At 72.5% G+C, this 12,997-nt stretch carries 13 protein-coding genes; 8 read left to right on the top strand and 5 right to left on the bottom strand.

Translation table 11 applies throughout. The features are described from left to right. Positions 1-3: 3 nt before the first annotated feature. From CLV40_RS00865 to CLV40_RS00850, 4 genes are all read right to left on the bottom strand, one after another. The gene (locus CLV40_RS00865; protein ID WP_104475931.1) at positions 4-951 is read right to left on the bottom strand and encodes an isopenicillin N synthase family dioxygenase; all 948 of its coding nucleotides are present in this window, start codon (positions 949-951) and stop codon (positions 4-6) included. Between the two features lie 453 nt (positions 952-1,404). Beyond that, the gene (locus CLV40_RS00860; RefSeq protein ID WP_104475930.1) at positions 1,405-1,860 is read right to left on the bottom strand and encodes a hypothetical protein; all 456 of its coding nucleotides are present in this window, start codon (positions 1,858-1,860) and stop codon (positions 1,405-1,407) included. 34 nt (positions 1,861-1,894) lie between these two features. Further along, positions 1,895-2,200 carry a hypothetical protein gene (locus CLV40_RS00855; RefSeq protein WP_104475928.1) on the bottom strand — a complete coding sequence of 102 codons (306 nt, stop codon included), beginning with the start codon at positions 2,198-2,200 and terminating at the stop codon, positions 1,895-1,897. 113 nt (positions 2,201-2,313) lie between these two features. After that, the gene (locus tag CLV40_RS00850; protein ID WP_104475926.1) at positions 2,314-2,700 is read right to left on the bottom strand and encodes a hypothetical protein; all 387 of its coding nucleotides are present in this window, start codon (positions 2,698-2,700) and stop codon (positions 2,314-2,316) included. Positions 2,701-2,896: 196 nt separating this feature from the next. On the opposite strand from CLV40_RS00850, the gene CLV40_RS00845 reads away from it, so the two are divergent. Further along, on the top strand, positions 2,897-3,511 hold the full coding sequence (locus CLV40_RS00845; RefSeq protein WP_104476714.1) for an alpha-ketoglutarate-dependent dioxygenase AlkB: 615 nt from the start codon (positions 2,897-2,899) through the stop codon (positions 3,509-3,511). A 579-nt stretch (positions 3,512-4,090) separates the two neighbouring features. Then, positions 4,091-4,378: a hypothetical protein gene (locus tag CLV40_RS00835; RefSeq protein ID WP_104475922.1), complete on the top strand. Its 288-nt coding sequence runs from the start codon at positions 4,091-4,093 to the stop codon at positions 4,376-4,378. 18 nt (positions 4,379-4,396) lie between these two features. Here CLV40_RS00835 and CLV40_RS00830 read toward each other — a convergent pair whose 3' ends face one another. Continuing rightward, on the bottom strand, positions 4,397-5,044 hold the full coding sequence (locus CLV40_RS00830; protein WP_245930916.1) for a hypothetical protein: 648 nt from the start codon (positions 5,042-5,044) through the stop codon (positions 4,397-4,399). 187 nt (positions 5,045-5,231) lie between these two features. Here CLV40_RS00830 and CLV40_RS00825 point away from each other — a divergent pair, with 187 nt between their 5' ends. The 6 genes from CLV40_RS00825 (at position 5,232) to CLV40_RS37655 (ending at position 12,994) form a co-directional block, all read left to right on the top strand. Continuing rightward, complete coding sequence (locus tag CLV40_RS00825) at positions 5,232-5,966, top strand: response regulator transcription factor (RefSeq protein ID WP_104475920.1); 735 nt, start codon at positions 5,232-5,234, stop codon at positions 5,964-5,966. Continuing rightward, positions 5,944-7,404 carry a sensor histidine kinase gene (locus CLV40_RS00820; protein WP_104475919.1) on the top strand — a complete coding sequence of 487 codons (1,461 nt, stop codon included), beginning with the start codon at positions 5,944-5,946 and terminating at the stop codon, positions 7,402-7,404. Before CLV40_RS00825 ends, CLV40_RS00820 begins: the two co-directional genes overlap by 23 nt. A 70-nt stretch (positions 7,405-7,474) precedes the next feature. Then, positions 7,475-9,337 (top strand): glycosyltransferase family 39 protein, encoded by a 1,863-nt coding sequence (locus tag CLV40_RS00815; RefSeq protein WP_104475917.1) that lies wholly within the window; start codon positions 7,475-7,477, stop codon positions 9,335-9,337. Positions 9,338-9,402: 65 nt separating this feature from the next. Further along, the gene (locus tag CLV40_RS00810) at positions 9,403-10,650 is read left to right on the top strand and encodes a bifunctional glycosyltransferase family 2/GtrA family protein (protein ID WP_104475915.1); all 1,248 of its coding nucleotides are present in this window, start codon (positions 9,403-9,405) and stop codon (positions 10,648-10,650) included. Then, positions 10,647-12,497, top strand: coding sequence for an ArnT family glycosyltransferase (locus tag CLV40_RS00805; RefSeq protein ID WP_104475914.1), 1,851 nt, complete (start codon positions 10,647-10,649; stop codon positions 12,495-12,497). The genes CLV40_RS00810 and CLV40_RS00805 overlap by 4 nt, the downstream gene beginning before the upstream one ends. Before the next feature lie 179 nt (positions 12,498-12,676). Then, the gene (locus tag CLV40_RS37655; protein WP_181043247.1) at positions 12,677-12,994 is read left to right on the top strand and encodes an STAS domain-containing protein; all 318 of its coding nucleotides are present in this window, start codon (positions 12,677-12,679) and stop codon (positions 12,992-12,994) included. The last annotated feature ends 3 nt before the right edge of the window (positions 12,995-12,997 follow it).

Below are 12,997 nucleotides of genomic sequence, written 5' to 3'. Positions count from 1 at the left end.
TCGCTAGTCCGGAAGTCCTTCGTTCAGGTCGGGGAAGACTTTCCCGACCTTGTGGAGCAGGTAATCGCCGTAGGTGCCGCGAAACTCGTGAGGGCTCACACCGTCCCAACGCGGACCGTCGGCCAAGACGGCGTCGGCGACCGGGGTGACGTCCGCGTCGAATGCGGGATCGAAGAAGAAGGGCCACGACAACCGGTCGCGCGCCCCGGACCGTACGCGGTGCGGAGTGGAGCGGTAGGTGCCACCAGTGAGCCGGTCGAGCATGTCGCCGATGTTGCAGACGAACGTGCCGGGGATCGGGTCGACGGAAACCCACCCTGCGGGGGCGCGAACTTCCAGGCCGCCGTTGTGGTCTTGCTTGAGGATGGTGAGCAACCCGTAGTCGGTGTGCTCACCGACTCCCCATCCGGCGGTGCCCGCCGGTTGCGCGGGGTAGTGGAAGATTCGGAAGAGGGTCAAGGGAGACGCGGTGAAGCGGTCTTCGAAGTAGGTGGCGTCCAGGTCAAGACTGAGCGCTATGCCGCGTAGGACTACCTGGCCTAAGTCGGTAAGAGCGTCCATATAGGCCAGTACGGTTTCCCGGAGTCCGCTTGGCTCTTGGGGGAAGAGGTTTGGGCCATGCAGCGGACGCGGGTCGACCGGGAGTTCTTGACCGAAGTAGTAGCCCTCTTTGAGGTCGGGCACGCCGGAGGTGAGTTCGCCGCCGGGCGGGAAGTACCCGCGCCAGGCGGAACCCGCGAGGGGCATGGCGACGCGCAGCTTGGTGGCGAGGGGTTGGGCGAAGAAGGCGCGGCTGTGGCGTTCGAGGTCCGCCTGGAGACCGTCGTCGACGCCGTGGCCGGTGATGTGGAAGAACCCGTGCTCCCGGCACGCCGCACCGATGGCGGCCCCGACGGCGCGGCCGTCGCCGTCGCGCAGCGGACCGATGTCGACCACCGGGATGCTCCCCATGGCCGCAGCCTACCCCCGCGACGGGGTATGCCACGGGGTATGCGACCGCCCCGGAGTTGTCCACAGGAAGATCACTACTCGACGGTAGATGTCGGCACCCGCCGATAGAATTGATTCCGGGGGCCGGAGGCGCAATGCCACTAACTTAGCGCGTTTTCGCTGGCCAGTATCGGTCTAAGCGATTGGCGATCGACCTCTGGAACACTCGGATCAAGTCCACTTGCGACAGTGGGTTGCGTGTTCGCTCGATGCCCCAATGCGGGCCATGGAACTATGGTGTGCCGCAGGGCGTCGTCGCACGTGCCGCCTGCCTCTCGCACGGCACCCTCAAGATGCCGTTGACCTGCAACGATGCTCCGTAAGTTAGTGGCATTGGGCCGGAGGCGTGCCCTGCTCGAATCCCAGGAGGAGGGCGGCCCCGCGCGGAGGCGGGGCCGTCCACGGAGTGGGGACTTACTCCCGGGGTGTGGCTTCGTTCGACACCGCCTGGTGGGGTGTGGCTTCGTGGCCGGGTCGACCGTGCGTGCGGCGGGCTTCCTTCAGCTCCGCCTCGTACACGTGCCTGCGCCCGGCCACCAGTTCATTCCTGATGTCGCGCTCCGCCGCCTTGACGACCCCGTAGTAGCCGTCGTCGTATTCCTCGACCACCTGGAAAGTCCAGCGGCCCTCGAGCACGTTCCGGCCGACCAGTTCCGCGCGCACGCGGTCGGCCGCCCGGTGGTGCCCGGCTTTTTCCAGCAGTTCCGCGGCGTCGCCCAGGTCGAAATCGGCGGAGCCGGTCAGCTGGTGGAAGGAGTACAGGTGACCCCGGGCCCGTTCGACGGTTTCCAGGGCCTCGGTCAGCTTGCCCACCGCGGCGACGGTCGCGTCGTCGGTCCCGTCCGGGCGGTGGTGTTCGGAGTGCGTCACAGGGACCTCAGTACCCGGTTCGCCCGCCGGGCAATCACCGTTCGCGGCGGTCGAGCAGGCCGCGGGCGGCGACGAGGGACGCGCGCGCCTCGACGCCGCGCCCGGCCACGAGGTGGGCGCGGGCCTGGCCGACGGCCTCGGCCGCGGCGAGCACGAGGCAGGTGTCGCCCGCGGCGGCGGTCCGGGCGAGCGCGCCGAGCAGGTCGTCGGCGAGTGCGCGGGCCGCCGCGGCGGTGGGCGGGGTGAGCAGGGCGGCGAGTGCGGAGTCGACCGCGCGCCGCAGTTCCAGCCCCGGGGAGGGGATTCCGGGATACGGCAGCGCGTCGAGTTGTCGGGTCATGGACGTCTCCCTGGTTGTCCGGCGCTTCGTTGAGCCAGTCGCTTGAGATTGCCCCTTCGGGCGCCGGGGGCTGAACTCGGAGACGCAGGGTCCACTCGACCGGATGAACCCGGTTAGATCGAACGGCGCTCGAACGACGTCGCCGGGCGGGGTGCGGGCAGCGTCGGCGCCTCCAGCAACGCGGCCAGGGCGTGGTCGAGCGCGGTGCGCGCGGTGTCGACGTCGCCCGATCGCAGCGCGGTGATCGCCGACCGCACCTCATCGACCGGTCGAGTGATCCGGCAGGTCTCCCCGGAGGCCGCCGTCCAGGCGAGCCCGGCCCGCAGCTCGGCCGCCGCGGTGGGCGCGGTGATGGCGGGCAGCACCCGTTCGATCGCCGACCGCAGCCGCAGGCCGATCCGCACGGGCGTGGCGGGGCGCACCGCGGCGGTGGCGGCGCGCCGGGGACGCGGACGGTCGAAGGCGGTGGGGAAGGGAGTCGGCGCGACAGATGTGGCCATGGGGCAACCTCGGATCTTCGGCGGCGGAAACTCGAGCGGCGACAACGGGTACCCCGAACGCGGCGGCGACAAACCCCGGTGGGTGAACGACAAGACCGACACCGGCGGGCTCGCGGCGCACGCCATCGCCGGGTCACAGTCTGCCAGACCGGCACAACCCCACCCCGTCGAACGGGTGTTCGAGTACCATGTGGACATGACCACAGGTTTCCAAGGCGCGCTGGACTTCCGCGACCCGGAGCCCGGCCCGGTCCCGCTCGCGCGCGCGGCGCGCACGGACCTCGCGCACGGGGCGTGGGTCGACGTGCTCACCGGGTGGCTGCCCGAGCCGGACGCGCTGTTCGACACCCTCGTGCGCGAGGTTCCGTGGTACGCCGAACGGCGCGCGATGTACGACGCGGTCGTGGACGTCCCGCGGCTGCTGAAGTTCTACGCCGAGGGCGCGCCGCTGCCGCACCCCGCGCTGGTCAACGCGCGGGAGGCGTTGACCGCGCACTACCCCATCCCGTTCGCCACGGTCGGTTTGTGCCACTACCGCGACGGCGGCGACAGCGTCGCCTGGCACGGCGACAACTCCGGCCGCGGCGCCCACGAGGACACCCTCGTCGCGATCCTGTCCCTCGGCGCGACCCGCCCCCTGCTGCTGCGCCCGCGCGGCGGCGGCGAGTCCCTGCGCTTCCCCCTGTCCCACGGCGACCTCCTGGTGATGGGCGGGTCCTGCCAGCGCACCTGGGAGCACGCGATCCCGAAGACCCGCAAGCCGGTGGGACCGCGCATCAGCGCCCAGTTCCGCCCGCGCGGTGTGAGGTAGTCAAGTCGCGCTCCGGGCAACGTGGACTGCCCGCCCACAATCCGTCAGGTGCGCGTGCGGACGCCCGGTCCGAACGCCTCGCCCCACAACGACAGCGGCAGCCCTTCGGCTGCCACGACTGCGGCGTCGGTTGCCGCCGCACCCCCTTCCCGCCGCGACCGCCGCATGGGTCTGCGCCGAGCCACGGCACGCCGCCCGGTCACGGCACGCCGGCCCGCTGAACCACGCGGGCCGCGCGACGAGGCGGCGCCACACCACGACAGCGGCCCGGCCACGGCATCCATTCCCGCCGACGCCCCCTTGCCACCACATCCATTCCCACCATCCCGCCTGCTCCCGCCACCCCGCCTGCTCCCGCCACCCCGCCCGCTCCCGCCACCCCGCCCGCTCCCGCTCTCACCACCCAGCCTGCTCCCGCCGCCCCGCCTGCTCCCGCCACCGCGCCCGCCCTTGCCACCCCCACTCCTGCCGCCACTCCTACCCGCGCGACGACACCTACCCACACCTCCTGTTGATCTCCCCCACCCACCCGCGCTATCTTGATACCGGATACTGCCTACGACTCATTCGGAGCACACCATGGACGCGGGCGACGTCGGGCGGCTGATGTTCGGGCGGCCGAGCAGGTTGCGGCTGGCGCTGTGGATCCACCAGCACGCCGGGCCCCGGTTCTTCCAGTCCGAGCCACCCAAGACGGTGATCGCGCAGAGCGCGTGCGGTGTCGAGCTGACCCGGATGGTGGACCTCGGCATGTTGACCGAGCACCGCGAGCCCGCGAACCGCCGCGTCTACTACGAGCGCACCCGCAGTCCCTTGTGGTCGATCATCACCGCCGCGTCGAAGGTGGTGGACCCGGTCGACAAGTAGCCGGGTCCACCGTCGGGGTCACTGGGTCGGCGGAGCGCTGTCGGTGTCGTCACGGCGCGGCATCACGCCCTGCTGTCCGCCGTCCGCCCCGCCCGGGCCCATGCCGCCGTCCGGCCCGCCGCCCGTGCCGCGCTCGGACACCGAGTCCGCCTTCGCCGTGCCCCCCGACGGGGTAGCCACGATCGTGACGGTGTCGCCGTTCTCGATCGCGGACTTCACGGTATCCGAGTCGATCGTGTAGGTCTTGGTGTAGCCGTCGGCGCTCTTCGCGGTGACCGAGGTGTCGCTCACGGCGGTGACCTCACCCGTCTGCATGACCTTCGTCTGGTAGCTGCCGTCCTCGGCCGCGACGACGTACTCGCCGTGCAGGGCGTTCATCAGTCCGCCCGCACCGCCGCGGCCACCCATGCCGCCGCCCATCCCGCCCATGCCACCGGGCCCGCCGCGGCTGTTCGAGCTGTCCGCGGTCGCGCCGCTGGCCGCGTACACGGCGAACCCGCCCGCCGCCGCGATGCCCGCCGCGATCGCCGCCGCCGCGGCCGTCTTCTGCCACGTCCACCGCGGCTTGCCCGCGGGCGGCGCGAAACTCGCCGGCGCGCCCCAGGCACCCGACTCCCCCGGCTGCCCGGTCGGCGCGTCGTGCTGTCCGGTCGTCTGCTCGGCCATCGTTCCTCCTGGTGTCCCCGCGGCACCGTGCCGCCGGTAACCCAACGATCGGCACCGACCCTGTGCGCGCCCTGTGCGGTGATTGGGCGCCGGCTATGACCATGAACCCGACAGGACGGTCGGGCGCACAGGTGATACACAGGATCGGCACAGCAACCGCCCACGGGCGACCGGCACGATCGGGGGCATGACCGTGAACGCCGCGTCCCGTCCCGAGCTGCGCAGGCCGGATGGCCTGCCCGTCCGCGTGCTCGTCGTCGACGACGAGCCGACGCTGGCCGAGCTGGTGACGCTCGCCCTGCGCTACGAGGGCTGGGAGGTGCGCGCCGCGCTCGACGGCGCCACCGCGGTGCGGACCGCGCGCGAGTTCAAACCGGACGCCGTGGTGCTCGACGTGATGCTGCCCGACTTCGACGGGCTGGAGGTGCTGCGCAAGCTGCGCGCCGAGGTCGACTCGCTGCCGGTGCTGTTCCTCACCGCGAAGGACTCCGTCGAGGACCGCATCGCGGGCCTGACCGCGGGCGGCGACGACTACGTGACCAAGCCGTTCAGCGTCGAGGAGGTCGTGCTGCGGCTGCGCGCCCTGATGCGCCGCACCGGCGTGACCGAGGCGGGCGCGGGCGCGTCCCTGGTCGTCGGCGACCTCACCCTCGACGAGGACACCCGCGAGGTGTTCCGCGCGGGCGAGGCGATCACCCTGACCGCCACCGAGTTCGAGCTGCTGCGGTTCCTGATGCGCAACCCGCGCCGCGTGCTGAGCAAGTCGCAGATCCTCGACCGGGTGTGGAACTACGACTTCGGCGGCCAGGCCAACATCGTCGAGCTGTACATCTCGTACCTGCGCAAGAAGATCGACGCGGGCCGGGAGCCGATGATCCACACCATGCGGGGTGCGGGCTATGTCCTCAAACCGGCGGGGTAAGCGCGGCCCGCTTTCGCTGCGCGCGCAACTGATCACCGAGCAGGTCGCCCTGCTGGGCATGGTGTGCGTGGTGATCGGCGTGGTGACGATCGTGGGTCTGCGGGCGTTCCTGGTGAACCAGTTGGACCAGCAGCTGGCCGACGCGGGCGTCGGCGCGATCAGGAGCGTCGAGGGCTTCCGGCCGCCCAACGGCGGCATGAACGGTCCGGACTCCCCCCGGGGGCCGGGTCAGGCACCCGGCGCGATCCGGGTGGTCATCAGCGCGGGCAAGGTCACCCTGGCGCAGCGGTCGACCAGGTACGGGGAGCAGGAAGCGATCCCGGAGAGCCTGTACGGCACGTTCACCTCCTTGCCGGTGAACGAGGGCGCGCGCACCCGCGGCCTCGATGACTACGGGGACTACCGGCTGATGGCGTTCCCGACCCCCCAGGGCGCCGTCGTCGTGGCCGGTCTGCCGCTGGACATGGTCAACGACACGTTGTGGACCACCGGCCTGGTGCTGGGCGGCGTGTCGCTGATAGGTCTGACCGTGGCGGGGGTCGTGGGTGTGCTCATCGTGCGCCGGACCCTGCGCCCGCTCGACCGCATGGCCGCGACCGCCCGGCGGGTCGCGGAACTGCCGCTGGACCGCGGCGAGGTCGCCCTGTCGGTGCGGGTTCCCAAGGCGGACACCGATCCGCGCACGGAGGTCGGTCAGGTCGGCTCGGCGCTGAACCGGATGCTGGGCCACATCGGCAACGCCCTGGCCGCGCGGCACGCGAGCGAGACCCGCGTCCGCCAGTTCGTCGCCGACGCCAGCCACGAGCTGCGCACCCCGTTGGCGGCGATCCGCGGCTACGCCGAACTCGCCCGCCGCCGCGACGCGGAGGTGCCACCGGAGGTGGCCCACGCGCTGTCCCGTGTGGAGTCCGAGGCCAAGCGCATGACCACGCTGGTGGAGGACATGCTCCTGTTGGCGCGCCTCGACTCCGGCCGCCCCCTGCTCTACGAGACCGTCGACCTGTCCCGCCTCGTGCTGGACACCGTCAGCGACGCCACGGTCGCGGGCCCGGAACACAAGTGGCGCATGGACCTGCCGGAGGAACCGGTCCAGGCGGTCGGCGACCAGGCCCGCCTGCACCAGGTCCTGGCCAACCTCCTGGCGAACGGCCGCACCCACACTCCCCCGGGCACGACCATCACGGTGACCTTGCGCTTGGACGCGGGCACCGCCGTCCTCACCGTCGCCGACGACGGCCCGGGCATCCCCGAGGAACTCCAACCGGAAGTCTTCGAACGCTTCGCGCGCGGGGACAGTTCGCGGTCGCGCGCGCAGGGCAGCACGGGACTGGGGTTGGCGATCGTGGCGGCCGTGGTCCAGGCCCACCACGGTGAGGTCACAGTGGACAGCGCACCGGGCGCCACCGTCGTCACCGTCCGCCTCCCCGCGGCGGCCTGAGCCCGGGAGCACAGCCATGGCACAGGGTGGACATATTGTCTGCCCAGTCAGGGCCGCGAGTGTTTGCGGTATGGCACTTGTGGCGGAGCGCGGCTCCGATGTGGTCGTGGCGGAACGGGTTCCCGGGCGGCGGTTCCGCCCCCAACGGATCTCCCTCACCCTCCTGCTCCTCGGCACCGGAGCCCTCTACCTCTGGAACCTCGGCGCCTCCGGCTGGGCCAACGCCTACTACTCCGCCGCCGCGCAGGCCGGTGGGGAGAGCTGGTGGGCGTGGTTCTTCGGGGCGACCGACAGCGCCGGGGGGATCACCGTCGACAAGACGCCCGCGGCGGTGTGGGTCATGGGGCTTTCGGTGCGGGTCTTCGGGCTCAGTTCGTGGAGTGTGCTGGTTCCGCAGGCGCTCGCGGGGGTTGGCGCGGTGTGGTTGCTCTACGCCGCCGTCAAGCGGACGTCCGGGCACACCGCCGGGCTGATCTCCGGGGCGACGCTCGCGCTGACTCCCGTGGCGGCGTTGATGTTCCGCTTCAACAACCCCGACGCGCTGCTGGTCCTGCTGCTCACCGCCGCCGCCTACGCGACCGTGCGGGCGCTGGAAAAGGCCAGTCCGAAATGGCTCGTGCTGGCCGGTGCGTTCATCGGCTTCGGGTTCCTGACCAAGATGCTCCAAGCCTTCCTCGTGCTCCCCGCGCTCGGACTCGCCTACCTGATCGCGGCCCCCACCGGGCTCGGCAAGCGCCTCGCACACCTCGGGGCGGCGCTCGGGGCGATGGTCGTCGCGGGTGGGTGGTGGGTGCTGGTCGTCGAGCTCGTCCCGGCGGGCAGCAGGCCCTACATCGGCGGTTCGCAGAACGACAGCGTGCTCGAACTCGCCCTCGGCTACAACGGTCTGGGCAGGCTGACCGGTGACGAGGTCGGCAGCGTCGGCGGCGGCGCCGGGTGGGGCGAGTCCGGCTGGGCGCGGCTCTTCGGCTCCGAGATGGGCAGCGAGATCGCCTGGCTCCTGCCCGCCGCGCTCCTCGCCCTGCTCACCGGCCTGTGGCTGACCCGACGGGCCCCGCGCACCGACCGCACGCGGGCACCGCTGCTGCTGTGGGGGCTCTGGTTGGTCGTCACCGGCGCCACCTTCAGCCTGATGGACGGCATCATCCACCCCTACTACGCCGTCGCGCTCGCCCCCGCCATCGGCGCGCTGGTCGGGATCGGCGCGGTCACCGCCTGGCGCGCGCGGTCGAACCCCGCCGCCACGGGACTGCTGGCCGCCGCCGTGGCGACTACGGCCGTTGAGCAATCCCTCCTGCTGTCCCGGGAATCCGACTGGCTGCCCTGGCTGCGACCGGTTGTCATGTTCGGCGCCCTCGCCGCCGCCGTGCTCATCCTGCTGCTCCCCGGACTCCCCTGGTCCGCCGGTCGGTACGTCGCCGCCTTCGCCGTCGTCATCTCGCTGCTCGCACCCGCCGCGTACTCGGTCGCCACCGCCGCGCAAACCCATTCCGGCGCCCTCCCGTCCGTCGGACCCGCGAGCCAAGGCGGTCCCGGCCAAGGTGGACCGCGCACGGGCGGCCGGGGCGGCGGGATGGGCGGGCTCCTGGGTGCCCCGACCCCAGGTGCCGAGGTCTCGACGCTTCTCGCCACCGATGCCAACGACTACACCTGGGCCGCCGCGGTCGTCGGCTCCAACAACGCCGCCGGGTACCAGCTCGCCGCGGGCGTCCCCGTCTTCGCGGTCGGCGGCTTCAACGGCACCGACCCCGCCCCCACCCTCGCCGGGTTCCAGCAGCTCGTCGCCGACCACAAGGTGCATTGGTTCATCGGCGGCACCCTCATGAACAGCGACTCCGGCAGCGACGCGTCCCGGGAGATCGCCAAGTGGGTCGCCGCCAACTACGAGTCCACCACCGTCGGCGGGGTCACCCTGTACGACCTGAGCCGATGACCCGCACAGCTCCCGCACAGGCGGATCACACGACCCACCCAGCGCGGACCCCGATCGTCGGCACCATGACAGCGACCCAGACCGACCCGCGCGGTCCCGTGCGCACCACCGGTCCCGCCCCCGTCCTGGACGTGGTCGTGCCGGTGCACAACGAGGAGCGCGACCTGGAGCCGTGCGTGCGGCGGCTGCACGCGCACCTGCGCGAGCACTTCCCCTACCGCTTCCGGATCACCGTCGCCGACAACGCCAGCACCGACGGCACCTGGGCGGTCGCCGAGGGCCTGGCCGGGGAACTGCCGGGGGTGCGGGCCGTCAAGCTCGCGCAGAAGGGTCGCGGCCGGGCGCTGCACGCCACCTGGCTGGCCTCCGACGCCGAGGTGCTGGCGTACCTGGACGTCGACCTGTCCACCGACCTCAACGCCCTGTCCCCGCTGGTGGCCCCGCTCATCTCCGGGCACTCGGACGTGGCGATCGGCAGCAGGCTCGCGCGTGGCGCCCGGGTGGTGCGCGGTCCCAAGCGCGAGTTCATCTCCCGCTGCTACAACCTCATCCTGCGCGGCACCCTCGCCGTCCGGTTCTCCGACGCGCAGTGCGGGTTCAAGGCGATCCGCGCCGACGTGGCCCGCGCGCTGCTGCCGCACGTCGCCGACACCGGCTGGTTCTTCGACACCGAGCTGCTGGTCCTGGCCCAGCGCGCGGGCTCGCGCATCCACGAGGTACCGGTGGACTGGGTCGACGACCCGGACAGCCGGGTCGACATCGTCTCGACCGCCGTCGCCGACCTGCGCGGCATCGCCCGGCTCGGCCGCGGCCTGGCCACCGGACGGCTGCCGATCACCGAGCTGCGCGCGCAACTGGCCCGGGGCACCATCACCCCCGACCCGCCCGGCGTCCCCAGTGGACTGCTGCGGCAGCTGGTCCGCTTCGCCGCCGTCGGCGTGGTCAGCACGCTGGCCTACCTGCTGCTGTACGTGCTGCTGCGCGGCCAGACCGGCCCGCAGGCGGCGAACCTGGTGGCGCTGCTGGTGACCGCGGTCGCCAACACCGCGGCCAATCGGCGGCTCACCTTCGGTGTGCGGGGCGCGGGCGGCGCCGCCCGCCACCAGTTCCAGGGCCTGCTCGTGTTCGCCCTCGGCCTCGGTCTCACCAGCGGCGCGCTGGCCCTGCTGCACGGCCTGACCGCGCCCAGCGGCACGACCGAGGTCGTGGTGCTCGTCGCGGCGAACCTGCTGGCGACCGTGTTGCGGTTCCTGCTGCTGCGCGGCTGGGTGTTCCGCCGCGCCGACGAGCCGGTGCTGGAGGGCGCGCGATGACCGCGGTCGCCGCCCCGGAGCGGCCCGCCGCGCGCGCGTCCGCCGCCGCGCGGAGACCCGGCTGGGAGCTGCCGTCGGCGCTGGTGCTGCTCGCCGCCACCGCCTGTCTGTACCTGTGGGACCTGAGCGCGTCCGGCACCGCGAACCAGTTCTACGCCGCCGCGGCGCAGGCGGGCACGCAGAGCTGGAAGGCGTTGTTCTTCGGGTCGCTGGACGCGGGCAACGTCATCACCGTCGACAAGCCGCCCGCCGCGCTGTGGCTGATGGCGCTGTCCGGAAGGGTTTTCGGTTTCTCGGCGTGGAGTCTGCTGCTGCCGCAGGCGCTGGCGGGCGTCGCGTCGGTGTGGCTGCTGTACCGGACCGTGCGCCGCTGGTCCGGTCCGGTCGCGGGTCTGCTGGCCGGGGCCGGGCTGGCGCTGACCCCGGTGGCGGCGCTGATGTTCCGCTTCGACAACCCCGACGCGCTGCTGGTCCTGCTGCTCGTCGCGGGCGCGTACTGCGTCGTGCGGGCCACCGAGCGGGCCAATCCGTGGTGGTTGGCGCTGGCGGGCGCGGCGATCGGGTTCGGGTTCCTGACCAAGATGCTCCAGGCGTTCCTGGTGCTGCCCGCGTTCGCGCTCGTCTACGCGGTCGCCGCGCCCACCTCGCCGCTGCGGCGCGCGCTGCACCTGTTGGGCGCCACGGTCGCCGTAGCGGTGTCGGCAGGCTGGTACGTGCTCGTGGTCGACCTGTGGCCCGCCGACTCGCGCCCCTACATCGGCGGCTCCACCGACAACACGGAGCTGGACCTCGCGCTCGGGTACAACGGCCTCGGCCGCATCCTGGGCGGCGCGGGCAACGGCGGCGGTGGTGGCGGTCCGATGGGCGGCGGGAACACGTCGTTCGGCGGGGAGACCGGGCTGTTCCGGATGCTCGGCGCCGCGTTCGGCCAGGAGGTGTCCTGGCTGCTGCCCGCCGCGCTGATCGGGTTGGTCGCCGGGCTGTGGTTCACCCGCCGGGCGGCGCGCACGGACCGCACCCGGGCCGCGCTGCTGCTGTGGGGCGGCTGGACCGTGGTGACCGGTCTGGTGTTCAGCTTCATGCAGGGCACGGTGCACCCGTACTACGCCATCGCGCTGGCCCCGGGAACCGCCGCCCTGGTCGGGGTCGCCGCGGCGGGGCTGTGGCAGGGGCGCGAGCACCGGCCCGCGCGGGTCGTGCTGGCCGCGATGGTGGCGGTGAGCGCCATCTGGGGCTTCGCGCTGCTCGACCGGACGGGTGACTGGTTGCCGTGGCTGCGCTGGGTCGTGGCGGTCTCGGGCGTGCTCGCGGCGACCGCCGTCGCGGTGGGCGCGCACCGGTTCCGGCGGGCGGCGGCGGGCGTGGCGGTGGCCGCGCTGGTGGCGTCTTTCGGCGCGACGGCGATGTTCACCGTGGCCACCGCGTCGACCCCGCACGCGGGATCGATCCCGGTTTCGGGTCCCTCCGGCCAAGGTCGCGGCGGCATAGGGGGTCCCGGTATGGGTACCGTGAGTGACGAGTTGGTTGCCGCGCTGCGGGAGACGACCGGCACGTGGGCCGCCGCGAGCACCGGGTCGCAGGGCGCCGCGCAACTGCAGTTGGCCTCGGGTCGTCCGGTCATCGCGATCGGCGGCTTCAACGGCGGCGACCCGGCCCCGACGCTGGCGCGGTTCCAGGCGTATGTCGCGTCCGGACAGGTTCGTTACTACATCGGTGGTGGCGGCGGTGGCGGCGGTTTCGGTGGCCGCGGTGGGGGTGGCGAGATCGCGAGCTGGGTACGGGAGAACTTCGCTCAGGTCACGATCGGCGGTCAGACGGTGTACGACCTGGGCGCGCCGCTCGGGTGAGGTCTTTGGACCTCAGGACAGCGCCGTCGGGGCCGCGTAGGCTCCCGTCCACTCGGTTCCGACGGCGCTGGGAGGGCTGGCCGTGCTCCAGAACACGAGGTCGCCCCGTCGCGCGAACCCGACCGCCGAGCCGTACCGCGGCACCCGGGGTGGTGGCCGCGATCGCTGAGCAGCCACCGGTGTCCGCGCCGAGCGTGGACCCGTCCCCCGCACCCCGGTTCACCGGTCCCGCCGACCTGCGGACCCGCCCGGACTTCGAGCAGCTGCTGCTGGCGCTGTGCCGCCAGGCCTCGGGTGACGTCCACTTGGATCTCGCCGAACTCGACTTCATCGACGTGTCCGGTGTGATCACCCTGCTGCGCGCGGCGGGCACGCTGCCCGGCGACAGCAGGCTGGTGCTGCGCAACCCGCCCGCGTCGCTGCACCGCATCGTGGAGCTGCTGGGGCCCGCCGTGGCCGACTCCGGGGTCACCATCGAGCAATCGTCAAGCCGGTGAACG

It is taken from the genome of Actinokineospora auranticolor, from assembly GCF_002934265.1.
Taxonomy (GTDB): Bacteria; Actinomycetota; Actinomycetes; order Mycobacteriales; family Pseudonocardiaceae; genus Actinokineospora; species Actinokineospora auranticolor.
This window is presented reverse-complemented; position numbering and strand designations above follow the sequence as displayed.